At 60.9% G+C, this 24625-nt stretch carries 25 protein-coding genes and 4 pseudogenes; 12 read left to right on the top strand and 17 right to left on the bottom strand.

The genetic code is table 11. The features are described 5' to 3' along the window. Positions 1 to 112: 112 nt before the first annotated feature. Both ACH196_RS26135 and ACH196_RS26140 read right to left on the bottom strand, forming a co-directional pair. The gene (locus ACH196_RS26135) at positions 113 to 574 is read right to left on the bottom strand and encodes a transposase (protein ID WP_396649859.1); all 462 of its coding nucleotides are present in this window, start codon (positions 572 to 574) and stop codon (positions 113 to 115) included. A gap of 17 nt (positions 575 to 591) precedes the next feature. Beyond that, positions 592 to 1026, bottom strand: a complete 435-nt coding sequence (locus ACH196_RS26140) for a transposase (protein ID WP_396649860.1) — start codon at positions 1024 to 1026, stop codon at positions 592 to 594. Positions 1027 to 1137: 111 nt separating this feature from the next. On the opposite strand from ACH196_RS26140, the pseudogene ACH196_RS26145 reads away from it, so the two are divergent. From ACH196_RS26145 to ACH196_RS26160, 4 genes and pseudogenes are all read left to right on the top strand, one after another. Continuing rightward, a pseudogene (locus ACH196_RS26145) lies at positions 1138 to 2090 on the top strand (IS481 family transposase). 43 nt (positions 2091 to 2133) lie between these two features. Beyond that, positions 2134 to 2445, top strand: coding sequence for a hypothetical protein (locus tag ACH196_RS26150; protein ID WP_396649861.1), 312 nt, complete (start codon positions 2134 to 2136; stop codon positions 2443 to 2445). A 457-nt stretch (positions 2446 to 2902) separates the two neighbouring features. After that, the gene (locus ACH196_RS26155) at positions 2903 to 3430 is read left to right on the top strand and encodes a YidB family protein (RefSeq protein ID WP_396649862.1); all 528 of its coding nucleotides are present in this window, start codon (positions 2903 to 2905) and stop codon (positions 3428 to 3430) included. A gap of 104 nt (positions 3431 to 3534) precedes the next feature. Next, a pseudogene (locus ACH196_RS26160) lies at positions 3535 to 4702 on the top strand (ISAs1 family transposase). A gap of 155 nt (positions 4703 to 4857) precedes the next feature. On the opposite strand, the gene ACH196_RS26165 reads toward ACH196_RS26160, so the two are convergent. The 6 genes from ACH196_RS26165 to ACH196_RS26190 form a co-directional block, all read right to left on the bottom strand. Beyond that, positions 4858 to 5721 (bottom strand): SDR family NAD(P)-dependent oxidoreductase, encoded by an 864-nt coding sequence (locus ACH196_RS26165; protein ID WP_396649863.1) that lies wholly within the window; start codon positions 5719 to 5721, stop codon positions 4858 to 4860. Next, positions 5711 to 6484 carry a hypothetical protein gene (locus tag ACH196_RS26170; protein WP_396649864.1) on the bottom strand — a complete coding sequence of 258 codons (774 nt, stop codon included), beginning with the start codon at positions 6482 to 6484 and terminating at the stop codon, positions 5711 to 5713. Before ACH196_RS26170 ends, ACH196_RS26165 begins: the two co-directional genes overlap by 11 nt. Before the next feature lie 97 nt (positions 6485 to 6581). Further along, a complete protein-coding gene (locus ACH196_RS26175) occupies positions 6582 to 7175 on the bottom strand; it encodes a protein-S-isoprenylcysteine O-methyltransferase (protein WP_396649865.1) in 594 nt (197 codons plus the stop codon). Positions 7176 to 7250: 75 nt separating this feature from the next. Continuing rightward, positions 7251 to 7880, bottom strand: a complete 630-nt coding sequence (locus ACH196_RS26180; RefSeq protein WP_396649866.1) for a hypothetical protein — start codon at positions 7878 to 7880, stop codon at positions 7251 to 7253. A 126-nt stretch (positions 7881 to 8006) separates the two neighbouring features. Beyond that, the gene (locus ACH196_RS26185) at positions 8007 to 8150 is read right to left on the bottom strand and encodes an ABC transporter (protein WP_396649867.1); all 144 of its coding nucleotides are present in this window, start codon (positions 8148 to 8150) and stop codon (positions 8007 to 8009) included. Positions 8151 to 8300: 150 nt separating this feature from the next. Further along, the gene (locus tag ACH196_RS26190; RefSeq protein WP_396649925.1) at positions 8301 to 8882 is read right to left on the bottom strand and encodes a L,D-transpeptidase; all 582 of its coding nucleotides are present in this window, start codon (positions 8880 to 8882) and stop codon (positions 8301 to 8303) included. A gap of 250 nt (positions 8883 to 9132) precedes the next feature. Here ACH196_RS26190 and ACH196_RS26195 point away from each other — a divergent pair, with 250 nt between their 5' ends. Continuing rightward, positions 9133 to 9888, top strand: a complete 756-nt coding sequence (locus ACH196_RS26195) for an SDR family NAD(P)-dependent oxidoreductase (protein ID WP_396649868.1) — start codon at positions 9133 to 9135, stop codon at positions 9886 to 9888. A 678-nt stretch (positions 9889 to 10566) separates the two neighbouring features. Here ACH196_RS26195 and ACH196_RS26200 read toward each other — a convergent pair. Next, positions 10567 to 10887, bottom strand: a complete 321-nt coding sequence (locus tag ACH196_RS26200) for a hypothetical protein (RefSeq protein ID WP_396649869.1) — start codon at positions 10885 to 10887, stop codon at positions 10567 to 10569. Positions 10888 to 10906: 19 nt separating this feature from the next. Continuing rightward, positions 10907 to 11164, bottom strand: coding sequence for a hypothetical protein (locus ACH196_RS26205; RefSeq protein ID WP_396649870.1), 258 nt, complete (start codon positions 11162 to 11164; stop codon positions 10907 to 10909). 125 nt (positions 11165 to 11289) lie between these two features. Here ACH196_RS26205 and ACH196_RS26210 point away from each other — a divergent pair, with 125 nt between their 5' ends. Both ACH196_RS26210 and ACH196_RS26215 read left to right on the top strand, forming a co-directional pair. Next, on the top strand, positions 11290 to 11496 hold the full coding sequence (locus ACH196_RS26210; protein ID WP_396649871.1) for a hypothetical protein: 207 nt from the start codon (positions 11290 to 11292) through the stop codon (positions 11494 to 11496). A gap of 943 nt (positions 11497 to 12439) precedes the next feature. Next, the gene (locus tag ACH196_RS26215; protein ID WP_396649872.1) at positions 12440 to 12634 is read left to right on the top strand and encodes a DUF982 domain-containing protein; all 195 of its coding nucleotides are present in this window, start codon (positions 12440 to 12442) and stop codon (positions 12632 to 12634) included. 499 nt (positions 12635 to 13133) lie between these two features. Here ACH196_RS26215 and ACH196_RS26220 read toward each other — a convergent pair whose 3' ends face one another. The 3 genes from ACH196_RS26220 to ACH196_RS26230 form a co-directional block, all read right to left on the bottom strand. Continuing rightward, positions 13134 to 15632 carry a calcium-binding protein gene (locus tag ACH196_RS26220; protein WP_396649873.1) on the bottom strand — a complete coding sequence of 833 codons (2499 nt, stop codon included), beginning with the start codon at positions 15630 to 15632 and terminating at the stop codon, positions 13134 to 13136. A 229-nt stretch (positions 15633 to 15861) separates the two neighbouring features. Further along, a complete protein-coding gene (locus tag ACH196_RS26225) occupies positions 15862 to 16305 on the bottom strand; it encodes a hypothetical protein (protein ID WP_396649874.1) in 444 nt (147 codons plus the stop codon). Further along, positions 16298 to 16864 carry a GNAT family N-acetyltransferase gene (locus tag ACH196_RS26230; protein WP_396649875.1) on the bottom strand — a complete coding sequence of 189 codons (567 nt, stop codon included), beginning with the start codon at positions 16862 to 16864 and terminating at the stop codon, positions 16298 to 16300. The genes ACH196_RS26225 and ACH196_RS26230 overlap by 8 nt, the downstream gene beginning before the upstream one ends. 302 nt (positions 16865 to 17166) lie before the next feature. Here ACH196_RS26230 and ACH196_RS26235 point away from each other — a divergent pair, with 302 nt between their 5' ends. Continuing rightward, complete coding sequence (locus tag ACH196_RS26235) at positions 17167 to 18081, top strand: LysR family transcriptional regulator (RefSeq protein ID WP_396649876.1); 915 nt, start codon at positions 17167 to 17169, stop codon at positions 18079 to 18081. A gap of 26 nt (positions 18082 to 18107) precedes the next feature. On the opposite strand, the gene ACH196_RS26240 is transcribed toward ACH196_RS26235, so the two are convergent. Beyond that, positions 18108 to 18563: a YybH family protein gene (locus ACH196_RS26240; RefSeq protein WP_396649926.1), complete on the bottom strand. Its 456-nt coding sequence runs from the start codon at positions 18561 to 18563 to the stop codon at positions 18108 to 18110. A gap of 220 nt (positions 18564 to 18783) precedes the next feature. On the opposite strand from ACH196_RS26240, the gene ACH196_RS26245 reads away from it, so the two are divergent. Next, positions 18784 to 19731 carry a LysR family transcriptional regulator gene (locus tag ACH196_RS26245; RefSeq protein ID WP_396649877.1) on the top strand — a complete coding sequence of 316 codons (948 nt, stop codon included), beginning with the start codon at positions 18784 to 18786 and terminating at the stop codon, positions 19729 to 19731. 68 nt (positions 19732 to 19799) lie between these two features. On the opposite strand, the gene ACH196_RS26250 is transcribed toward ACH196_RS26245, so the two are convergent. Continuing rightward, complete coding sequence (locus ACH196_RS26250; protein WP_396649878.1) at positions 19800 to 20795, bottom strand: AraC family transcriptional regulator; 996 nt, start codon at positions 20793 to 20795, stop codon at positions 19800 to 19802. Positions 20796 to 21029: 234 nt separating this feature from the next. On the opposite strand from ACH196_RS26250, the gene ACH196_RS26255 reads away from it, so the two are divergent. The 3 genes and pseudogenes from ACH196_RS26255 (at position 21030) to ACH196_RS26265 (ending at position 23258) form a co-directional block, all read left to right on the top strand. After that, the gene (locus ACH196_RS26255; RefSeq protein WP_396649879.1) at positions 21030 to 22280 is read left to right on the top strand and encodes a hypothetical protein; all 1251 of its coding nucleotides are present in this window, start codon (positions 21030 to 21032) and stop codon (positions 22278 to 22280) included. A 15-nt stretch (positions 22281 to 22295) separates the two neighbouring features. Next, positions 22296 to 22604: pseudogene (locus ACH196_RS26260) on the top strand (calcium-binding protein); the annotation flags it as partial. A gap of 150 nt (positions 22605 to 22754) precedes the next feature. Further along, the gene (locus tag ACH196_RS26265) at positions 22755 to 23258 is read left to right on the top strand and encodes a hypothetical protein (RefSeq protein WP_396649927.1); all 504 of its coding nucleotides are present in this window, start codon (positions 22755 to 22757) and stop codon (positions 23256 to 23258) included. 107 nt (positions 23259 to 23365) lie between these two features. Here ACH196_RS26265 and ACH196_RS26270 read toward each other — a convergent pair whose 3' ends face one another. Both ACH196_RS26270 and ACH196_RS26275 read right to left on the bottom strand, forming a co-directional pair. Continuing rightward, positions 23366 to 23884, bottom strand: a complete 519-nt coding sequence (locus tag ACH196_RS26270) for an Hsp20/alpha crystallin family protein (RefSeq protein WP_396649880.1) — start codon at positions 23882 to 23884, stop codon at positions 23366 to 23368. Between the two features lie 100 nt (positions 23885 to 23984). Next, a pseudogene (locus ACH196_RS26275) lies at positions 23985 to 24463 on the bottom strand (Hsp20 family protein). Between the last annotated feature and the right edge of the window lie 162 nt (positions 24464 to 24625).

The raw sequence follows: 24625 nt of genomic DNA on the forward strand, positions 1-24625 counted from the left end.
ATGTGTATTCGCTTCTGGCTCATCCCGATTCGCCATCCATTGGGCCAACAGAATCAGCGCTTTGTGGCCAATGCGTGGTATCAACGGAACCTCACCTTCAGAGGTTTCCCGGCTATGCGTTCTCGATCGGGTTGAGGTCAGGCGAGTATTTGGGCAGGAACAGGAACCAGGCGACGCCCTCTGCGAGGGTCTTTGCGGCGCGCGGGCTCTTGTGGACGTTGAGGTTGTCGAGAATGACCACCTCGCCGGGTCTCAGGCAGGGCGCCAGCTGGGTCTCGACATAGGCATCGAAGGCGGGGCCATCCATCGCCCCCTGAATAACCCATGGAGCGATAACTTCGTCGCACCGCAGGCCCGCTATGAAGGTCTGGGTTTGCCATTTGCCGAACGGGGCGTGGGCCGGCAGCCGTTCGCCACAAGGGCTGCGTCCACGCAACGGCGTCATGTTGGTCTTCACACCGTTCGGCGGGAAATCGCGGGTCCATCCACGATTTCTTTCCCGCCTCACCATCGATGAACACCAGCCGGGACGGCTGAGCACGCGTGAAGGGCTGGCGGCGCTCCAGCCATTCACGGCGCGCCGCCTTCACGTCACTGCGTTCTTGCTCCGAGGCCAGCAGCTGTTTTTTTATATGTGAAGCCCTGCCGGCACAGCAACTTGGACAGGTTCGAGGGGTCGACACTCACCCCGTGCTCAGACTCGAGCCAGAGGGCGAGGTCCGGCATGGTGATGTCAGGCTTGTCCTTCACCTTGCCGATAATGGCCTCGCGGTAAGGACCAAGTTTGCCAGAGCCTGCGGGACGGCCCTGCCTGGCCGGCGCGACCGACCTGGTCGCCGCGTAGCGTGCCTGAAGCCGCACCGCCGTCGACGGCGCAACCTCGAACCGAGCCGCCATCGCCCGGCGTGATTGGCCAGCTTCCCCACCCCGCGCGATACGTTCCCGCAAATCCGACGAAATCGGCTTTCCGATGGCAACCACCTCCTGCCGCCATGGAATCAGACTTTCAACGACTGCGAAACCCACGATTCGCTCTTCCCGCCCGATGCTCTAGGTGTGAGCTTTCAGAAGGTTGTCCATTCGGACCTGACCGAGGAGACTGGAGTTACCAAGCTTCAGATTCGTCGGAGGGTCCGAATGAACATTCATAAGAATGCCCGTCTCACGCCGCTGCGTCGAGAGGAGATGTCGCTTGCGGTCATAGAAGGCGGCTTTCCCAAGCCCAGGCGGCGTTGCAGTTCGCAGTGACGGCGAAGGTTGTGAAGCGATGGGTGGAGCGGTACCGGGCCGAAGGCCGCGCTGGAATGGCCGACCGCTCGTCGCGGCCGAGATGCAGCCCGAACGTGACCGGCCAGGCGGTCGCCGACCGGATCGTGGCGCTGCGGCGCCAGCGTTTCACCGGCAAGCACATCGCAAGTGTGGTTGCCGTCTCGCCGGCGACGGTGAGCCGAGTGCTCAAGGGGGCCGGACTGTCGCGGCTGAAGGACCTTGAGCCGGCCGAGCCGGTGCGCCGCTACGAGCGCGATGAACCGGGCGACATGATCCACATCGACATCAAGAAGCTTGGCCGGTTCGACCGAGTCGGCCACCGCATCACCGGCGATCCGAGCCAGGGCAAATCCCGCGGCGCCGGCTGGGAATTCGTCCATGTCGCGATCGACGACGCGTCGCGCATCGCCTTCTCGCAGATCCTGCCGGACGAACGACAAGAAAGCGCCGTCGCCTTTCTCGAGGCGGCGCTCGCCTACTACGCCAGCCTCGGCGTCACCGTCTCCCGCGTCATGACCGACAACGGTTCCTGCTACAGGTCGAGAGCTTTCGCCAGGGCCTGCCGTGATCGTGGCCTCAAGCACATCCGCACCAAGCCGTATACGCCCAAGACCAACGGCAAGGCCGAACGCTTCATCCAGACCGCGCTCAAGGAATGGGCCCATGCCCTCGCTTACCCAACCTCAAAACACCGAGCCGCCGAACTGCCCGTCTGGCTCCACCGCTACAATTGGCACAGGCCACACGGAAGCCTAAACGCCAAAACGCCAATCAGTCGTCTCGGATTGACCATGGACAACCTGTTGAGGCTCCACATCTAGGCGCAGACTTATCGATGCGAGGCGGATCGAGGCCCGAAGCAGGATGCTCTTCGACGAGGGTTTCGGCGATGTATTCTTTGAGGTCTCCAATCTCGGCCTCGATTTCCTCGGGATCGATGCCCTCGGCCTTGGCATCTGCGACGCACTGCTCGGCGATTTCCGTGACCTGATCGCCGCCGCTTGGCACCTCGATCGGCTTCTCGACGACGTGTTCGTTCATCCATTCGCCGACAAAGTGCGCGGCGGGGTTGACTATGGCCTGGATCGCGTCGGCAGGCTCATCGTGCGGATTGCCCTTGTCCATCGTCAAGGCCCGCTCGTCCCGGATGTGTTTCCGGTGCCACCAGCCGGGTGACTGCCTCCCTGCGGCGTGCTGGCCGGGGGTGTCGGTGCAGGCCGCTTTGGCCGAAGCCAGGATGGCAACAGTTCCGCGACAGCACTTCGCAACGTGCCCATGTCTCAGGCTCCCGGCTCGTCAGTTGGCCTCGGCGTCTTCCCTGCCTTCCGAGGCCCAGGATTACGATTGCCGGCGGTGCTCTTACACGTATCCGGTCCCGGCTTCGTCTCGCCGGTTGTGTCAGGATGCGCCGGCGCCTCGCCAGCGTCGTTCCCGGCTATGTCAGGCCGATTAATCTCCGTTCCGGCTGCCTCTGGCTCGCGAATGATCTGGCGATGAAGGTTTTTTACTTTGCCGGGCATCGTGGGCTCCATTTCCCCTGCAACGGCGGCCGATGATGGATGTTCCACCGGGGCTCTTGGAACTAATTTGGCTGCTTCGCGCTTCGGTTTCCTGCACTGGTTAGGAGGACGAAATGGCGAATATGCTCGGGAAGGTTCTGCTCGCGGCCCTTGGCGTTATCCTGTACAAAAACCGCGACCGCATCGCTGACGCATGGAATCCGAAGGCAGGCGATCCGAACAATCCCGGGCAGGCGGAGAGCATACTCGGTGGCGGTGGGCTGAAAGATATTATCGATCGGTTCCGAAATGCTGGGATGGGTGAAAAGGTTGACACGTGGGTGAGCAAAGGCACCAACGCGCCACTCGACCCCGCCCACGTAGAAGCTGCGATCGACGAGGATACACTTGCCGCGCTTTACGTGCAGACGGGATTGTCTCGGGAAGAAATCCTACGGCGCTTGGCCGTCAACCTGCCGGAGGCCGTTGACGAGCTGAGCCCAGACGGCAAACTGCCTGAGGCTAAAGCTGCGACAGCCGAGCCGACTTTGCTCGACCCGGTTCCCCCGGCCGCTCAGCAGAAGCCATCAGAGCACGGACAGAGAGTCGATAAGAATTTGGAAACCGGGCTAGGCCCCAGCCCCAGAACCTACCAGGTCTGACAATCGCCAAGCCAAAGTTGGCAGGGCTTCGAACTCGGGTTAACGGCGGTTTCGGGGTTGCGTGTGATCTGATTCGATGGGGCTCCTTGATTCGGAGCACCTGCATGTCGACTGCCGTCCTCGAAGGTTTCGAGAAGCCGCGCCTGAAGGCGTTGCTCGAACATTTTTCGGCGATCGAAGACCCGCGCGACGGCTGGCGGGTCGCTCACCCCTTGCCGGAAGTGCTGTTGCTGGTGGTCTGCGGCACGATCTGCGACTGCGACGACTATGACGGGATTGCCGAGTGGGGCGCGGCGCATCTGGACTTTCTGCGCCGCTATCTGCCCTACCACCACGGCGTGCCGGGCGGCCGCTGGCTGACCCTTTTGATGAACCGCATCGATCCCGGCCTGTTCTCGGCCGCCTTCACCGCATGGGTGCGCGAGACCTGGCCTGACAGGCCGGACTTCGTCGCCATCGACGGCAAGACCTCGTGGCGCAGCCACGATCGCAGCGAAGGCCGCGCGCCGCTGCATCTGGTCTCGGCTTTCGCCACGACCGCGCGGCTCGTGCTCGGGCAGGAAGCCGTCAGCGACAAGAGCAACGAGACGACCGCAATCCCCGTGCTTGTCGAGCGTCTGGCGGCCAATGACGGCCTCAAGGGAGCGCTCGTTTCGATCGACGCCATCGCCACCAATGCGACAATCGCCACCACGATCAGGCAAGCCGGCGCCGACTACCTGCTCGCCGTCAAGGCCAACCAGCCCACGCTCAGGGCCGAGATCGAAGCCTATTTCGACGATGCGCCGCCCGAGAGCCCCGACAGCGCCGTCGACCTCGACAAGGGCCATGGCCGCATCGAGGAACGCACCGTCACCGTCTCACGCGAGACCGATTGGCTTTCCGGAAACAGGCGCTTTCCCGGCGAACTGCGCTTGCCCCAGGCGAGAACCATCATCCGCGTCCGCTTGCGCACCGAGTTGAAGGACCGCTGCCGTTTCGACACCCGATACTTCATCGCCTCCGCTGCCCTCAACGCCCACCAGGCCGCTTCTGCCGTGCGCGGCCATTGGCTCGTCGAGAACGCTCTCCACTGGACCCTCGATGTGACCTTCAACGACGATCACGCGGCTGCGTAAAGGTCACGGCGCCCTCAACATGGCCATCGTGCGACACCTCGCCCTCAACCTCGTCAGGGCCGTCAACGACAAGCGATCCATCAAGCTCAGGCGTAAAATGGCCGGTTGGTCTACCGACTACCTCGCACCAATCCTCGGAGAACTCCGCCGTTAATCTGGATTCGGAGCCCTGCCAAAGTTGGCCAGTCGGAGATGCGGGCGACGATCAATGCCAACGCGAGCGGCGACGGCGGCTTTCAATCGCGTTTGATGGCGGCGTTCTTCCGCGGGGCCTGGTCAAGGAATGCTATCTTCGACCTGAGATGTCTGTTATTTCTGCGTGCGTTGTAGGTTGCCTACAAGCGGCAGTAGAACTCCGGTCGGCAGGATCGATGCGGCAAATACGGTCAGTTTTGCCGAGATACCCGGCACGACCTCCCTGCGTCTCAGTTTGAAGCCTCGCCACGCGCAGCCGGCCACGAATTCCGCCTCCTCCTTGGGAAGAAATCTGAAGAGCGGTGCTCTCCTGGCCCCGGCCTTTTCAAGGAATTTCGTCCGGACAGGACCGGGTGAAACGCAGGTGACCGTGACCCCTGTGCGGCGCAGTTCCTCGTGGAGCGCGTTCGAGTAGGATCTGACATACGCTTTGCTAGCGTAATATGCAGACATATGGGGGCCAGGAAGAAACCCGGCCACTGAACTGAGATTGATCACACCGCCCCGGTCTCGGGCCATCATCCCCGGCAGGAAGTGTAGCGTCAGTCCGGTCAAAGCCCGTATATTGACGTCGATGATGCCAAGCTGCTCGTCGATTGGCAGTTTCGCGGCTTCGCCTCGTAGGCCAAAGCCGGCGCTGTTGACAAGTACGTCGCAGACAAGGCCGTGCCTCGACAGGAATTCCGACAGGCGCGCCGGTGCATCGTTGGAGACAAGGTCAAGCGCGAAAGACAGCGCCTTGCCACCGGCTTGCCGGATCTGGTCTTTCACGGCATTCAATTTCTCCGGCGAACGAGCAACTAGCACGACCGTGCCTTGCTCGCGGCGTGCAGAAATCGCCATGGCCCTGCCAATTCCGGCAGAGCCGCCGGTGATGACGATCGCTGGTTGCAATGCCCCGAATGGCGACGAGCCAGGCTTATCGACTGAAACGCCAGTGCGCCCTCCCGGTGAATGGGCATCACTGCTATTGGTCATTCGCTGGATCCCTCCGCCCGCTGGCCGCCAGCCGCGTCAGCTCGTCCGAGACTATCTCGTTGAGTATGGCCTCGAACCTTACCAGGGCGCGGGCGACGTTTGCCCCATCCATGACTCGATGGTCGTAGTGGATCCGAACATCCACGTTTCCGCTTTTGTCGATCCTGCCGTAGTTGAACAGCGTCGTCAGAGGAGAAAGCGGATTGAGCGATTCGGCGCCGAGGCCGGAATAGACCGAAAGCTGGAACGTGCCGAAATAATTCGCTCGCTGCCGGCCAATGTTTAGTCCCAGCCACATGAGAGGATGCCTGAGTATTGCTGGCATGCCAGCGAACGTCAGGGCTTGCCGGAACTCCTTGATTTCCATGATCGGACGGGAACGGGCAGCCTCGATCAACGCATCGAGTTCCACGATCGACCGACGCTCCGGTTCCTTGATGCGGCTAAGCAATACTGCCCGTTCACCTTCCCAGTCGCGTTCGTGTGCGATCGAGGCCACGTTCGACGGGTACTCGTAAAGCTGTGGCCAAGGGAATTTGATATAGGCGCGACGCATCTCGGGCGTCTCAGCGGCGAGCAGTGCATATCCTTTCAGAAAGATCGCGGTCCATGACGGCCTGGAGTCTATTGCGTCACGCCTCTCCAAGAGCCTGCCTAAATTCATGCGACGCTGAACGGTGACGCGGGGCACCAAAATCGAGAACCGCATCAAGTCGCATACCAGACGCCTTGGTGCTGAAAGCTTGAGAACTCGGCCTTTCATGGCGTGACCTCTACGGCCTAAGTATTCCCTATGCCTTGCGTCGGCATGTTGCGGCGTTGAACGCCTCGGTGGCCGATGTCTCCGACGGCAACCGATATCAATAGACGTATGGGATAAGCCGCTTCGTCCGCTCCATATAGGCAAGGTATTGCGGGCCGAAGTTTTCTATCATCATTTGTTCCTCCTTTCCGATGCGCGGGAAGAAGAGAATCGCAAACCCCACCAGGCCGGCCACGGCCACAAGCCAGTTTGACAACAAAAATGCCTGGCCAAGCGCCATGAGCAGGAAGGAGGTATACATTGGATGGCGTATCAACCGATACGGCCCTCCAGACACGAGTTTATGTTTTTCGCGGATCTCCAGCGTAACAGACCAGTTTCGGCCGAGTTGCTTGTGTGATATCCGGAAAAGCACGAGTGCCGCTCCGAAGAGGATCGTGCCAAGGACGATGGCCCAGACCGAAGCTGGACGGTCTGCTGCCCCCGGGAATCCGGTCGCGACATAGAACGCAGGACAGATCGCTAATCCGAAGAGCGCGGATACGAGCCCAACCCTTTCGGAAGGTGACCGTCTACTGCTGACGATGCGAATACGCTTTGCTCGGCGCTCGAATGGATATCGGATGACATACCACGCAACTATTCCGATCACCCAGATAATCTCACCGGAGAGAGTCAATACGTTGCTCACACCAGGCCTACACGTTGTCTCGACGTGTGCGGACTTGGGAACGCGTGACCAGCCGCCGAGCCCAACCTCCGCACACTAACCTGTGTTCATCTCTCGCAGCTTTGTTACGAACTGTTGCGGTCGTAGCCAGATGCCGGGCGTCTTGTACCCCATGGATTGCGCGATCGACGCTACGAAGGCGTTGCAATTGTATACCGATGCTTGCCACGTCCGTGAACTGGCTTGGATCTTCCTGATGCTCGCCACTACGTCTTTGTATTCGGCTGCAGTCAGCATTACCCGCCAGCTAGCCGATCGGTACTCCTCCTCAAGGTCGCCGTCGCTCCATCCAGTTTCGGCTGGAACCGGTACGAAGTGCCCCAGAACGTAGGGCATATTGCTGGTCGACGCCGGATGCAGGCCCGCGACCTCCGGATTGATCATCGCACCAGCCGAATTCGTCCGGCCGAAGACAACGTAGGTATGGCCGTAGCTGAGAGCGTAACGGGAGCGAAACTCAATAAAATATCCTTTGTCGACGCGTTGAGCGGCGTCCGAAGCCATCTCTTGCGGCTGAGCAGGGGCCGTCAGCACCGAAGCTGGCGCATTGGGACCAGCGAACGCGGACACGAATCGCGGTTGAGGGCTCTTGTCGCTCGACTGACAGGCCGACATCACCAAGGCGCACAAACTAACACACGCCAGACGGTAGCCGGCAAGCGTCATATTCTCGAACCCCAAATGGCAACGCCTCGGCCCATAGCTGACGATCCGATTTCGCTACGACCGCTCAAGCTCACAGGCCACATCCGGGAGAGGCGAGGCCTCTCCGGCTCATATATGGCGGATGCCTTATTTGTAGACTGGCGCCGGTGCCGTTTCCACGACGGCGGGTGCCGGAGCCTTACCTTTACCTTTGCCAATGTCCCAGGTGGTGCAAGCACTGAGACCCAGAGTGGCGATGGCGGCGGTTACTGCGATCAGAGTTCTGCTCATTGGGTATCCCTTCCCAGGCGGAATCAATGCAACGTAACCAGTCCATAGTTAGCGCGAATGACCCTAAAGGATAGTGCAGGAAGGACACACCGCTTGCCCAAATGAAGCGACTGTTAGCGATAGGGCCTAAAAAGCGTGCCCAATCTCGGATCAGATGACAATCACGGTGGTGCCTTCCGGAGTGCGCTCGTACAGGTCTATGATGTCATCGTTGGTCAAACGAATACACCCGCTCGACACCGCCGTGCCAATTGTCCATGGCTCATTCGTGCCGTGGAGTCGAAACCTTGTATCATGTCCCCCACGATAGAGATAAAGCGCACGCGCGCCTAGCGGATTGTTCGGTCCGCCTGAAACCCCACCGGCGTACTGCGCCAATCGCGGCTTCCGCCTTATCATGCTTGCGCTAGGCGTCCAGGACGGCCAGACCGCCTTACGTCCGATCGTCGCTCGACCCTTCAGCGTAAGTCCTTCTTGACCCACACCGACTCCATAACGCATCGCATAGCCGCTACCTTCGATTGAGTAGAGAAAACGCTGAGACGTATCGACAACAATCGATCCAGCCGGTTCGGCGGACTCATATGCTACGCGCTGCCGTTTGTACCGACGATCTAGCGTCACAGTCGACGATGACCCTCGAAAACCCCCGATCGATGGGATGCATCCGCTGGCCATTAGCGCCAAGCCAACCAGCAAGAGCCCACGCCGGGCGATGTTTTCTGCACTCATTTCGCTGATCAATGACCCCTGACCCGCGTGCATCCTAACATTCGAGGTCTTCGTGGCCAAGTCTTGGGACGCGTCAGTGGCGCCAATGTCTTCCAACACGATCGTTTAACTCGACCGAATTGACGCTGGCAGGCTTGTCGGAACAAGCCGTAGGACGTGAGCGTTTCAGCCTTCACCGCCGATGAGGTTCTATGAGACACTGCCTCCTGCCATCGCCAAGTGATATAGTAGCCTCCCAAAGGGAGCGACGATGAAGCCAGGCTTCGAGGGGAAGGTCGCGATTGTATTTGGTGCGGGCTCCGGGATAGGCGCCGCTGTTTCCCGCCAACTCGCACGGGAGGGAGCGAAGGTGATTGCGGCAGATATCGACGCCGGCGCGGCGCACCAGGTTGCCGATGAAATACGTGCGATGGGGGGCATTGCTTACGACCTGGCAGTGGATGTCGCCGACGCCAATGCAGTACAATCTCTGGTCGAATTTGCAGTTTTAGAATGCGGTGGACTGGATTTAGCGGTCAATAGCGCGGCGATAGGCGGCGCTCGGGCATCCACCGCAGACTACCCGCTGGATGAATGGCGCCATGTGATGGACGTCAACTTGAATGGCGTTTTCTATTGCATGAGGTTTGAAATCGCAGCGATGCAACAGCGGGGCGGCGGCGCCATCGTCAACATGTCCTCCGTTCTGGGCTCCGTCGGATTGCCAACTGCCTCGGCTTACACTGCCGCCAAGCACGGGATCGTGGGCCTGACTAAGGCCGCCGCAATGGAGTATGCGAGAATGGGTATCCGCATCAATGCGGTCGGTCCCGGTTGGATCGACACACCACTGCTCTCCGAATACCTTGAGGAAGCGACGGTTCGGCGAATGCTGACACTCCAGCCGATGGGCAGGCGCGGGAAACCTGAAGAGGTGGCGTCATTGGTTTGCTTCCTTCTTTCGGATCAAGCAAGCTTTGTGACCGGGAGTTTTCATTTGGTCGACGGTGCTTATACCGCCCATTGATCTGACTTTCCTGGCCATCGGTAAGGCATTCATCCATTTCACCTGGCGTTCTGGCAACCGCCGGCATGGTGGTAGCCGTTGTGATAGGGCCGCAGCCTTCGAGCTAACCATTTTGGTGAGAAAGCCCACCGCGTCGGTGAGGGACACGTCGCGGTGGCTTAACTTTGGCGGTCGTCGGGCCGCCTCGGTCGTCTAATAATTGGCGGCGCAGGTTCTTGTTTCATCGCCACAAAAAGAAGCCCGCCACCTTGCGATGACGGGCAGGATCTGGGTTCGTCGCGTCTCCATGGGGTGGGGAACAGAAAGCCGCGACATTTGCGTAACATGCAGCCGGTGATTTTGTTTCGTTATGCAGGGCCGTAGCGCAAACGCATGTTCCGTGGTGACGAACGTCGCAATTTTTTCACCTTGGCCATTTGGAAGTGAAGTGGCAAAGGTAAGGGCGGCAGTTCGGACGGAGCCGTCCGAAGATACTTTGCGTCCGCGCGCGCACCGCGGTGGCTTCATTCTTGAAGCGCAGGAGACGTTCTATCGCGCGGCTTTGTTGTCCGCAATCACTGCGGCGACGTGGTGATGGGCAACCGACCGTTTCGTAGTAAGCGACATTGGAAGACATCGAGCGCTTTGCCGTGGCGCAGGATCTTTGAGCGCGCTTGACCTACCAACTCCCGGGCCGCGCTACCCCCGCTCATCCCGCCATATCACCCGGCGGTCATAGACGATCTTGTCGAGCCGTCGGATCGTGAGCGCCTGACGTTTGTCGGCTGAGACCAACTCCGCCGATAGGGTGAGGTGGTGGTCGCGGCCGCCGCGTTCACAGCGCATCTGATAGACGACATCGTCGACCTCGATATCGCTGAAAATCTTCTGCAGATCGTCCGGCACGTAGTACCGGGACAGCTTGCAAAAATTGCACCGGACATGGATCAGATGGCCGTTCCGATGGCAGTCGGAAAGCTTGTAAGACCCTCGCTTTTTGAAGTGATACGGCTCCGGCATCGGACATCCGCCGGCGGCCTCAGCGCTGCTTTGCCAAGTCGGCCATGAAGCCGGGCGTGACGGCGAAACCTCGATGATCAGCCGGCCGGCCGTCGATGATGTTGAGCGCAATCCTGATTTCGTCGTCGAGGTTCATCAACGCCTGATAGTGCTCAGAGAACGGGCGTAGGCCCTCGCGAGCCCGCTGGGTGCTGTACTGGAGGCTCTTTGCGCCACCCTCCACCATGCCTATTTGGACCTGCGTCAATGTAGCGGCGCCTTTGTGTCGGCCGGGCATGGTGTCGTCTCCTAGATTTCACATCCAAGATAGGAACCCATTCCTTCGGGAGTCAACAGCCTCTTGACTCCTTCGTTCTTATTTTGTTCACTAGGGGTATGAGGGCTCTTTGCGGAGCGACCCCGATGAAAATCACCCTTGGTCTGACAATTCCCGGCGTGACGGAGGAGCGGATACAGGCCGGTCTCCATGCCGCCGCTGATCATTTCAACGCTGTCGGCGTCCATCCGGTGATGGCCGAAAACGCGGTGCGCATGCTCGACGGACTGGACTTGGACAAGCTCGCCCTTGATGGGGACGCACAGGAAGAAATGGACGCCGCGCAGCATTGAGGCGCTGGTCGCGCAGCTTCGTCGTGCTCTTGCTGCCGCAATGAAGTGGAGGCAAAGGGCTAGCCGAACAGCAGCGCCCACGCGGCCAGGCCGAGATTGAACAGCAGCATGCCGACCAACGGGACGATGGCAAAGACTGGGAACGGTTCGGCGCGGCGTTCGGGATTCAGGCGGGGCACATCTGTTTCAAAAGCACTATCTCGCACGTTGCACCGGCACTGTTCGGAAACGCACACCTACTATTTTGCTCCGATGGAGACGGACAAAATGGTTAGCGAACGCGGCGCGCGGTTGGCCTTAGCTCAGCGCCTGGTGTGAGACACCGGCATCAGCGAAAAGCAGGCTCGGGAACTCGTCTCAATGTTGGGTGTGGATTGGTCGTCGCTGGTGCGCGAAGTCCGGATGATGCGGAAAGTTGCGGACTGACTCACGTCGCAGGCGCCGGTGGCCTTCTACGCAAAGCAATCCGACAAATCCAGCTTAGCCAGCCCGGCTTTCTCGTCCTTCCTTCTCCAGAAGGTCACTGTACCATTGCATCATGCGCACACGCATTTGCCAGCGCTCCTCGCGGTTGTAGGCGCCCCGGACTTGAGAGCAGGACGGCGCCGACAAGCACCGCGACCAGGAGCGGGGAATCCTCTTTGGCTTTCCTCTACGTAAGAAATCACCGCTCCGGGCGCGCCTCTCTAGGGAGCCGTCGTGCTGGCAAAGTGAGGATTTTGGAAAGCCGTTCCTTTTACGTGTCACGATCGGCGGGCTACAATCTCAATGGCGTTTCCAAGACGTGACCTGCCGGCCGGCGGGGAGGCATTGCCCCGACTCCCTGCCGGCTTGTTTCACGTAGGTGTGACCCGAAGGAACCTCCGGGGGCGCGTCTGAGTTTTTGACGGTCTTATGCAAGGCAGTCCTGTCCGCGCCGCTCCTTTGCAAAACGAGGCCTACGATGCATAATACGCTGTTGTTCGGACCTGTCATGATTTCCATGACACCAGGTGAGAAGATCGAGATTTCCTCGCTGTCCGAAATGCGGGACTTCCTGGAGGCGTGGCCGCCAGCGAGGCGCGGGCTGTCGTACGGCACAGCAGCGGAAGGATGCGAGGCGCGCGGTCAGGGCATGCGGGCCGAAGGCGGCGCGTGAGGCGTTTGTGGCCTTCGCGCAAAGTGCGGGCATCCTATGGCGGTCCGCGACGCCATACATTTCGGTAAAGCCGGTAGCGCATGGCTACGAGGCTTTGCGCTGTAGGTCGACCTCGACAGCCGGATGGCCCGCGGGGCGAAGCAATCTATAGTAATGAGCCTGCCACCGGAGGGAGGTCGGCAGCAGGCTCATTCCGACACAGGCGGTAGGGAGACCGCCCAGAGAGAGACCCGGCGTTTAAAGCGGAGGTCGCAGTCGCCTTGATCTCCAAACTTGTGAACAGGTTTACGAGCCGATCGTAGCCGCCGCATGCCGCACGATCGCTTAAGGCAACCTTGGCACGCCTTATGCCGTAGGAGGAGTTCGTCACTTTCTCCTGTGACTTCCGATGTGTCAAATCGCCATGCTTACGACCGCCAGGCCGAGGGCAAATTGCAATATGGTCAGCGGTCTCTTTCCGCGAGTTGACCGAGCGGCTACAACCGGGGTGACATTTTATCTATGCCACCGCGAAATCGGCATTGGTTAGTGCCAGGCCGACGGTCAGCGTCGCGAAGTGGACGCCCGCCCAACCGCCGAGCCCGTCGGCGTCGTAGAAGAGCTTGCCGGTGTCCCGCTCGTAGATGATGTGGTCGGTCGAATCCTGTGCCAGGCCGGTTTCGTTAGCTCGAAACGCGGTCGCCGAAAGCGTGCCAGTGTCGAGCGCGCTGAAGATCGCGTCAGACAAAAGCATGCGGTCGGCCGGCACGTTGAAGTCGACGATTTTGTCGACGTTTGCCGCGCCTAGCGTCGAGGCAAAGACGAAGGTATCCGCCCCGCTGCCGCCGCGAAGGGTGTCGATGCCGCCTTTGCCCTCGATACGATTGGCGCCTGCATTGCCGGTGATCTGCTGGCCGAACTCATTGCCGGTCAGATCGATCGACGAGGTGCCGGCTGAGCCGTTGGTCTGCAGGATCTCGACATGGACGCCTGTGCCGAGCCTATAGTCCACCGCCGCGACCACCTTATCGGAGCCGTTTTTCGCGGTTTCGACGACAACATCGGCGGAGTTTAAGACACGGTAGGTGTCGTTACCCAGAAAACCCTTCATTACGTCGGCGGCGCCGCCACCGGTGTGCAGTATGTTGGCGCCAGCGTTACCCAGAATCTCCTGCTTTAGCTTGTTGCCAGTCAGGTTGATGGCTGCGTCGAACTTGGTGTTTGTCGTCGAAAGGATTTCGATGTCATCGCCGCCGTCTAGGATAAAGCTCTCAAGCGCCGCGACGCGGTCGGCGCTCCCTTCGCCAGCGACTTCGCTGACGTTGTCCGCCTGAGTGACGATGTAGAGATCGTTGCCCTGGCCACCAACCAAAATGTCGTTGCCTGCCCCGCCATCAAGCGTATCGCCACCGTCTTCACCCTTGAGGAGATCGCTGCCGTCGCCCCCGTTGAGCTTGTTGGAGCGAGCGTCCCCCTCAATGTCATCATCGAAGACGCTGCCTTGCACCTGCTCGATATTGTCGAGAACATCGCCTTCCGCATCGCCGCCGCTGGCTCCGAGGGTTGCTAGGTCATTCGCCCGCGTCGTGGTCGTGTTGGACGAGAGCGATAGTATGATGGCTGCCGATGAGCCAGAATAGTCGGCGACATCGATGCCCTGGCCGCCGTCGAGATGATCGGCGCCGGAGCCGCCAACCAGGAGGTCGCTGTCTTCGTCGCCGAACAAGTCGTCGCCATCAGCCCCACCGATAAGGATATCGTCGCCGTCGCCACCGGACAGCCGGTCGATGCCCGCACCGCCTTCCAATCGGTCATTGCCAGAGAAGCCGCTGAGTTCGTCGGAACCGCTCAGCCCCAGCAGCCGGTTGTCGGCACCGTCGCCGCTGATGACGTCGGCGAAACCCGAGCCATTGATGTTCTCGATACCAATGAGGGTATCGCCTTGCGCGTCGCCACCTTGCGCGATGGCAAGCAGCAGGGAGACGTTGACGCCTGCGCCGGACGAATCATACGCCGCCGTGTCGACGCCATCGCCGCCGTCGATCGTATCCGCACCGATTTGACCTGCGAGAATGTCGTCTCCGGAAAGACCACGCAACGTGTCATCGCCATTAAGACCATTCATGGCATTGCCCAATGCATCGCCCTCGAGGATGTCGGCATGGTTCGAACCTTGAAGATTTTCGATGCTTCCAAGCACGTCTCCCTCGGCATCGCCGCCCGCGCCAAAGCCAGCATTGCCAAAGCCGCCGTCTAGTTTGACGGTCACACCGGCAGCCGAACCTGAATAATCCGCCGCGTCGATGCCGGCGCCGCCACTGAGCAGATCGGAACCCGTGCCGCCGACCAGGAAGTCGTTGTTGTCGCCTCCCGACAGGCTGTCCACGCCAGCGTCGCCGATGAGGACGTCGTTGCCGCCGAGGCCGTCGATGATATCGTCGCCGCCGCCGCCTTCGATGCGATTGTCGCCGTTGTCACCGATAAACGTGTCACCGAACGATGATCCACGCAGATTTTCAATGGAACTGAGGATATCTCCGGTCGCGTCGCCACCGCCCGTGTTGCCGGTGAGCAGGTTGACGACGACACCGACATTTGAGCCCTCGTAACTGGCGATGTCGGCTCCGTCGCCGCCAGAGATCGTATCACCTCCGGCGCCGCCGACGATCACGTCGTTGCCACCGTTGGCGAGAACGAAGTCATTGCCCGCGCCACCGAAAATGGTGTTGCTGCCATTGTCGGCAAAAAACCCGTCGTCCAAACCCGAGCCGATAAAATTCTCGATCGAGACAAGAGTGTCTCCCTCGGCATCGCCGCCGTCTGTTGTTCCGTTCACCAGATCGATGAAAACGGCTGCGCCCGACGCGCTGTAGTCGACAGTGTCGGTGCCCACGCTTCCATCGAGGACATCGAGCCCACCGAAACCAACAAGCGTGTCGTTGCCGCCGAAGCCGTTGATCGTGTCGGCTAAGGCGGAGCCTTGTAGGAAGTTGTTGCCTCCGTCATTGACAGTAGCCATAATGTGTTCCTTTCGAAGGTTTGATCTGCCGCGAAGCGCGGCGAGTTACTGCCGGCCAAGCGGCAGGGGTCGCCATCCGGCGGTGCCGGCGCGATCGAGTTCCAGTCGGATCGGGGTTGGCTTTAGGTCGTGCGCTCTAGAGAGCCGGAGAATGCCTGGCCTATTCTGGGCCAAGCCGGTTCAAAGCGCATCGCCGCTGCCTTGTTGTGTGTCGGTCCATCGCTGCCGGTCAGCGCAACCCAGTCACGTGAACCAGCATCAGCATAGTTACGATCGCTTGCAGAGTAATCGAAGCCGTTCGCGGCCAGTTGTAGCGGATGAGTTCGGCGATAAGAGCCTCGTTTTTGCCGAACTTCTCCAACTCGCCATGTCGAGGGATTTCCAGGCCAACGGTGACCAAAAGGCCCACGATGCCCAAGCCGATGTTGGTAGCCGTCATCCATGTGGGCACCGTTGGGCCGAAGAAGGCAAGCGCGGTCGGCAGCAGGAAGCTCGCAAAGCCTGGCAGGATGACAACAAAAGGAATTCGGTTCGTGTAGTAGCGGTGGTAGGCGACATAGTCGGTCTCGCCGACCTTCGCGAACAGCGGGTAGACGACGACCTGTGCAAACCAGATCTGCCCGAGTTCCCAGAACGACAGCAACGACCACAGCAGCAGATAGAATTTATCCATGATGATTTTTCCGTCTGGTGCCGACATCAAAGTCGAGCCGATAGGCCGCGATCAACAGGTCGCCTTCCGACGCATCAAAGGCTAGGAGAGAAGAGGCGAATAAATCTTGTTCAGGGCATCGCACGAACCCGGCCCTGTCAAAGGTGCCTCTAGCCGTGGCCATGAAGGCGCCGGCGTGGAGGCCGATGACCGGGGCGCCCTCGGTCCGGGCTGCCTCGATGCAATGATTGACGAGCCGGGTCCCGAGGCCACGACCGCGCGCCCTCGGATGAACGGCAAGAGTGCGGAACGTCGCCCAGGCTTCGGGCAGAAGTCTGTCCCGCCTGCGCTGGCTTGCCATGTAGGTTACCGTGCCCGCGATACCCTCGGCATCCTCGACGACCAGCACGTCACCGCTGTTCCAGCCGTCAGCGATGTCACCCGAATGGGCGATGTAGCGATCCACCGGTTCACGCCTCATCGTAAGAAACCGCGCCAGTGCCGTTCCGATGAGATCGGAGATTTCGAGCACGTCCCCTGGGCTCGCGCGCCGGATGGTGGTTTTTGGCATGTCCAGCATTGTCAGCTCCTCAGCCATACGGCATCGCATCGTCAGCGGAGAGAGCTGCGGGCGCGTTGGCCGGATTTATGATTCGGAAGGTGAGCGCGGACTGCGCTCGACCTGGTCTACGATTTCAAGAACTCGGCCCGCTCTTGTCTCTTCGTGTTCGCTCGATCGGGCCTGCCGAGAGTCTCGTCGATAAAGCCAGTTTCCTGCCTCTCCGCGCTCATTCGGATGCGTTGAGTTAGACGGGGTTGGGGTCGACACGAAATCAACCGTATTGCAGTAATCTTCTGCACAACTGCAGAACCGGGATTGCCATGCATTTCGAGTGGAGCGACCTGCGTTATTTCCTCGCTGTCGCGCGCAGCGGAACGACGCTTGGCGCTGCGCGCGCCCTCGATGTAAACCAGACGACCTGCGCGCGCCGCATCACTGCTCTTGAGCGTGCGTTGAACACCACACTCTTTGAACGCTCGGCGAGCGGCTACAAATTGACGTCCCAAGGCTCGGCCCTGATGGAGCAAGCCCAATTTGTGGAGGCAGGCGCCGAGGCGTTTGGCCGGCCGGTGGAAGCCCTGCGAACCGAGCGCGGTCTGATCCGATTTACGACGAGCGACTGGATGGTCGAGCAGATTGCGCAAACAGCGATCACCCAATTCGCCCGGAAGCGCCCCGACATCCGCATTGCCTTGGAGGTGAGCGACCGGAAACTGGACCTGATCGGAGGTGAAGCCGACGTGGCGCTGCGCGGTGGTTTCTCGTTGAATGAGCCTGCGCTGATCGCTCGCAAGGTCGCTGAGACCCCGTGGGCGTTCTACTGCAGTGTCGGCTACGCGGAGCGGCACGGAGCGCCGCGGACAATGGACGAGGCGCTCCGCCGTCCTTTGGCGACGCCCGCCGGACGCGCGGAAGTGCTGTTCAGGGAATGGCATGCCAATGTCAACATCAGCTACTCGACCAACAGCACGGCAACACTGGTCGACGCCATCGCCGGAAACGATTTTGTAGGCATTCTTCCAATGCCGGTTGGAGACGCCAGGCATGATCTTCATTTTTGCTGCCCCGTTGAACACGTCACGCCAAGCATCTGGATCGTCTATCCGGAACGACTTCGTCGTGCACAGCATGTCCGCGCCTTTGTCGATCACTTGAGCACCCACACCAAGCATTGGCGCCAACAGCATCGCAGGACTGCGTCTGCAGCGCTGGCCGAGGAAGCGACGGAGCGCTGACGGAACGGGCGCGATCATTCCAGACATCATTCTCCTCGCGCCAGCGCCGCTGCCTTCTCGAGGCTGATCTTCTTGGTCAACGGGTCGGCATGACGATGCACCAGCCGCCAGTCCGAGCCGTCGCGGCGGTAAACCTGGGTGACGCGCAACGACCATTCCTGATCCGGCAGTCCTCCGACCTTCCCGTGCTGCCGCTCGACCATCACGAGGACAATCATGTCGCCGGTCACATAGGATTGGATCACCTCCAGCTTGCCGCCGCCGTTGCGGAAGTAGGCCGCAAGCTCGGCCAGATGTTTCGGGCTGTCGTCGAAGCCGTGGCTCGTGGGCCCGCCGAAGGGTTGCATCAAGGTAAAGTCATCGGAGAGCTTGATGAGTGCGGCCCATCGCGTCATGTCGCCGGCCATGAAGGATTCGGCCTGCTCCTCTGTGCGCCGAATGATTTTGGCAAGCGTGGAATCCGCTTCCGATGACGCATACACCGCGCCGGCGGAAATAGGAGCAGCAAGAGTGAGCCCGATCGCTGCGCGGCGCGAAACCCTTGTCGCTCTGCTTCGCTTTGGTTTGATGCTTGGCATCGACTTGGGGCTGAACGTGAACATCCAAAATCTCATATCGGTTGGGTCTTTGTTCGGCCCGTGCCGAACGCGGCCTCTCCTCCCACTTTCGTTATCCTGATGCCAGTGATATGATTTCAGCAATATGCTGCACGAAATTGATCTCTCCCGAGCCGACCTCAATCTGCTGGTGCTGTTCGAAGTCGTCTTCGAGGAGCGCCATGTCGGTCGCGCGGCGGAGCGCCTTAACCTCTCGGCATCGGCGGTCAGCCATGGTCTCGGCCGCCTGCGCCTGCTGCTGGCAGACCCGCTTTTTCTGAAGACCCCGAAGGGTGTCGTCCCGACCCAGCGCGCGGAAGAACTTGGCAATGCGGTTGCGGATATCCTGTCACGTGTCAGAAGTGTCGTCGCCACGGCGCAGCCGTTCGACCCAGCAACCTCGACTCGGCGCTTCACCATCGGATCGCCTGACGGTGTCTCGGCCGTCTTCTTGCCGCCGCTAATGGAAAAGTTGTCGCGCGCAGCCCCGCGCGTCGCCATCGGCATTCGGCAGTTGCTGCCTCGGCAAGGCGAGACGTCGCCCGTTATCGCCTGGAAGGATGCGTTGGCCGATCTTGAGGCGCGCGTGATGGATGTGGCGATCGTTCCCAATGAGGAATTTCCCGCCCGCTTCGCTCGCCACCCGCTCTATCGGGAAGACTTCATTGTCGCAGCGCGCGCAGGACACCCCTTCGCGGCCGATCCGAGCCTGCCGAATTACTGCGCGATGCAACATCTTGTTGTTTCGCAAACTGGCGACCCGCACGGCTTCGTCGACAATATCCTGTTGGGGCAAGGGCTCTCGCGACGTGTCGCTTTGACGGTTCCAAATTTCATGTTCGCACTTGCCGTGCTGGCGGCCACCGATTTGATATCGGCACTGCCGAGGCGCTTCGTTGAAATGCAAGCCGCCCGCTTCGGAGTAGTGGCGGTCGAACCGCCGCTGCCGCTCGGAACGTTTACGCTGAATGTCGTCACGCAGCAGGTTGCAATGCGGGATCCGGGTATCGAATGGTTGGTCGGCTTGCTCGCTCCGACACCCGCCATTGATTGAGATACCTCGGTTGCTGTTCTCTCTGGGGAGTCTCGCTGTATCCGGCGCAGTCCGAGCGCCAGAAACCGTCAATGATCTGGTTCGAGCGGCTTGCTGCTCAAACTGGCAACAGCCCGCACCTCCGAAGGCGCAACGCCGAAGCGGCGGCGAAACACCCGGTTGAAGTAGGACAGGTCGCCGAATCCCGCGTCGAGGGCGATCGTGCTGATCTTCTGCCCGACGCGCAGCGGATCGGACAGCATCCGGTGGGCGCGGGCAAGCCTTTGGCCGAGGACGAAATCGGTGAAGGTTACCCCCTCGACTTCGAGCGCCATCTGCACCGAGCGCGGCGTAACGCGATGGCGTCGGGCGACGGCGTCGACCGACACGTCGCCGTCGAGATTGGCGGCAACGTCCGCCTTGATCGCCTGGAGCCTTGCCGCTCGCGCGCCGCGTTCGCGCGCCTGATCGGCACCGTCACGGGCCGCACCGAGCGTCAGCGCGGCGAGGTCGTGGACATGCGTCGCCACGACGCGCTGTAGATTGGGAGTGGCGAGCATCTCCGTCTTGTCCAGCGTCCCGAGATAGCCTGACAGCAGTTGCAGCGCCTCGCTCTTGCTCGGAATGGGCTGGATCAAGCGGTCGCCATAGTCAGGCACCAGCGGCTCGATCGCCGCGATTTCCATCTTCAGCGTCATAAAGCGCGCGCCCGGCGCAATGGTCATGTCGACGCCGGCGCCGCCGGCGATGAACATGGCCTCGCCCTCGGCGGAGACCGCCTCGCGGCCCTGCTGCGAGACGTGTCTGCTGCCCGCCAGATTGATGTTGAGATAGATGTGCTCGGGATCGACCTGCGTTTTCGAGCGGCGGACGCGAAGACCCGAACTGGCGACCGACAGGATGTCGAGCCCCGGCAGTGGACGCGAGCTTGCCGTGAATTCCGCAAGTTCCCCGTCGGCCGGGGCTATGTCGCATTCCAGCAGCGCGCCCGTGTAGACATCGTGAAGCATCCCCAGCCGATCCTTTTCGGGCCAGTCGGCGATTGAGAAACGGTTCACGGGGGCTGCTGCGGCGGCGGTCTGCATGGGCTTGCTCCGCCGGCGGTATGCAGCGGCAGCGTTACAGGACGATATCGCGCATGCGACGATTTCGTTTCAGCATTATGTCATCGGACGGGTAGCGGTCGCCGGCGCCGGACCGGCTTTCGTTCCAGTCCTATCTTTCCTTCGCTTGCGTCCAAGAACCTGGATGCCGTCGCCTGTATCTCCTGCCGCCATCGAACCGCCGGTTCGCAATTCGATCAACCAGGAGTTACTGCAATGTCGATACCATCCTTCTTCGGCCCTGAGTTCGTCGTCAACACGACGACCGCGGGGTTCCAGAGCCATCCGAACGTCGCCGCGCTGGCAAACGGCACATTCGTCGTCGTTTGGGAGGACGAGTCCGATCCGCTGGGCAACGCGAGCGTGCGAGTCCAGCATTTCGACGCCACCGGCGCAAAGATTGGCTCTGATTTCATCGTCAACACGAACGAGTTGTCCGACGCGCGCAATCCGACCGTGACGGCGCTCAGCAATGGCGGCTACGTCGTCGCCTGGGATCATCCCAGTGCCGACGACGGCGGCGACGGCTCGGGCTCAAGCGTCAAGGCCCAGATATTCAATGCCGCTGGCAACAAGGTCGGCATCGAATTCCTGCTGAACGAGCAGTCCGCCCTCGAGCAGAGCGATGTGTCGATCAGCGCGCTGGCGGATGGCGGCTTCGTCGCGTCCTGGAGCACCGACTCCGGAGGCGGTGACATCGACGTCCATGGACGCGTCTTCAATGCCGACGGCTCGGAGCGCGCCAATGAATTTGCCATCGACGGCAGTCTCGGCTTCGAGGGCACGTCCTCGACGGTCGGACTGGTCGGCGGCGGTTTCGTCACCGTGTGGGAGGACGCCGGCAATGGCGGCGATGGTGAGACGGACGGTTCCAACTCGCATATCCGCGGCCAGATGTTCGACGCCAACGGTGCGGAAGTCGGCGACGAGTTCGTCGTCAACAAGACCACGCTCGACCGGCAGTTCGCACCGACGGTCACGGCGCTCGCCAATGGCGGTTTCGCCGTGGCTTGGACTCATGTCTTCGACGCAGATGACACGGACGTGCGCCTGCGCATCTTCAGCGCCACCGGCGTGCCTCAGTTCAACGACGTGCTCGTCGACGGTGACTCCAACGTGAACGAAGGCACCGTATCGATGATCGGCCTCGCCGACGGGAACATTTTTGTTGCCTGGCAGGACCAGGGCAGCGCGCTGGAGACCGACGGATCGTTCTCGCACATTCGCGGCAAGGTCATCAGCGGATTGACCGGCGGCAATCTGAGCGGCGAGTTCGTAATCAACACGACGACGCTGCTCGATCAGCGCGCTCCTTCGGTGACGGAACTCGCCGACGGAAGGGTGATGGTGTCCTGGGAAGACAACAGCGCCGTGGGTCAAAGTTCTAACACCGATATCCGCTCCCAGATCATCGACCCGCGCACCGCGGCGGTGAATCTCGTCGGCACCGCGGTCGTCGACGACTAGGTCGGCACCGGTTTTGCCGACACGCTGAACGGCAAAGGCGGAGCGGACAGGATGGCGGGAGCGGGCGGCGACGACACCTACTTCGTCGACAACGCCAAGGATGTCATCGTCGAGGCCGCCGGCAAGGGCGCAGATACCGTAGCGACCAACGTCAGCTATGTGCTGACAGCCGGAGCGGAAGTCGAGATGCTGCGTACCACTTCGAACAGCGGAATTGCCGGCATCGACCTCACAGGCAACGCCTTTGCCCAGACCATCATCGGCAATGCCACCAATAACGTGATTAAGGGCGGCGGCGGTGCCGACACGCTCCAGGGGCTCGCCGGCGACGACATCTACTTCGTCGACAACGCCAAGGTTTTAATCGTCGAGGGCGCCGGCCAGGGCACCGACATTGTCGCAGCCTCCGCCAGTTATGCGCTCGATGCCGCCGCGCAGGTCGAGACGCTGCGCACCACCGCCAACGCCGGCACCGTGCCGATCGACCTGACTGGCAACAATTTTGACCAGACGGTCTTCGGCAATGCCGGAGCCAATACGTTGCGTGGGCTCGGCGGCCGCGACTTCCTGATCGGGTTTGCCGGCAACGACAAGCTGATCGGCGGTGACGGCGATGACGATTTAAAAGGGGACCTCGGCTTCGACAAGATGGCCGGTGGCGCGGGCAAGGACGTGTTCACGTTCTTGACGCTGGCGGACTCTGGCATTGGCGCGGCCAAGGCGGACCAGATCACGGACTTTGCCACCGGCGACAGGATCAACGTCAGCGCTATCGACGCCATTGCGGGCGGCGGTCACGATGTTTTCAAGCTCGACGCAGGCGGCGCCTTCGTCGCCGGCGAGATCCACCAGACGGTGTCAGGGGAAAGCCTGGTGCTCGATTTCAACGTCGACGGCGATGCTGCGGCGGAGATGTCGATCGTGCTGGTCGGCCACACCGCGCTGCTGTCGGCAGCGGATTTCCAGTTACTTATCTGAAACCGTCTGGCAACCCGGCCCGACTTCGCCATCATCCATCTCTTCTGACGGAGGCAAAGGACATGCCGGAGGCGGTCATGGTCCCGCCTCCGGCTGGTTTGGCCGGATCAGTTCTTGCCGTTGATGGCGATGCGCTTGGCCTTTGCCTGCGCACGCTCGGTCTTGGGCAGGGCGACGGTCAGCACTCCGTTCTTGAAGTCGGCGCTGACCTTGTCATCCTCGACCTCATAGCCCAGCGGTATGCGGCGCTCGAAGCGGCCGTAGAAGCGCTCCGAGAACTGACGGTCCTTGTCCTCCGTTTCGGAACGTTTCTCACCCTTTAGTGTCAGCACGCCATCTTCGAGCATGACCTCGATGTCCTTCTCCTCGAGGCCGGGGACCTCGGCTGTGACGCGGATCTCCTTGTCGCTGTCGGAGATTTCCACGTTCGGCCAGCCTCCGCCGCCGAAGGAGGAGGGCCTGCCGAGAGCCGGCAGACGGCTGTCGAAACCGCGGAAGACGTCGTCGAGCAGCCGGTTCACCTCGCGGTGCAGCGACAGGAACGGGTCGCGATCATCGTAGCGAAAGACGCTCGGAAGCTGGTTGCCGTTACTGCGGCCCCAGGGGATCAGATCACGTACGCTCATCGTATTTCTCCTCTATATCTTCATGGGTGTGCCTTTCAGCAAAGCTCCGCCAAGAGCCGCACATTCGCGTCCGGCTCCTGGGGCACCATTATGGATTGCTTCAGGCGGCCTGCTTTTCGGCCTCGATCTTCGCTGTGCCACCTTCGGCACGGCCGCTGCGCTGCCGATCTCGATCCGGCGCGGCTTCATCTCTTCGGGAATCTCGCGTTTGAGATCGATCGTCAGCAGGCCGTTTTCCAGGCTGGCGTCACTAACTTTTACGTGGTCGGCCAACTGGAAGCGGCGCTCGAACGCCCGGCCAGCGATGCCGTGATGCAGGTACTCGGCCTTGTCTTCGTCCTTCTTCTCGCCGGTTACCAGAAGCATGTTCTGCTCCTGCGTCATCGACAGCTCGTTCTGGCTGAAGCCCGCCACCGCCATGGTAATGCGGTAGTCGTCGTCGCCAGTCCTGGCGATGTCATAGGGCGGCCAATTGTCGATGGTTGTCGTCGCCCGGCTCGCGTTCTCGAGAAGGTCAAAGACGCGGTCGAAGCCGATGCTCGACCGATAGAGCGGGGAAAAGTCGAATGCTGTTCTCATAGCCATATCCTCCATTGAGCAACATGGGTACGAGGAGCGCCAAGAAGCCGGCGCTCCCTGACCATGCCAGTCCCGTTCAGCGACCGGCGCCATTGACCTAGGAATCGTTTTTTCGAGCGTCAAGACCCCTTACGCAACCAAAATTGTCGTCGGAACGTCGAT

This window comes from Mesorhizobium sp. IMUNJ 23232 (genome assembly GCF_044326205.1).
Lineage (GTDB): Bacteria > Pseudomonadota > Alphaproteobacteria > Rhizobiales > Rhizobiaceae > Kumtagia.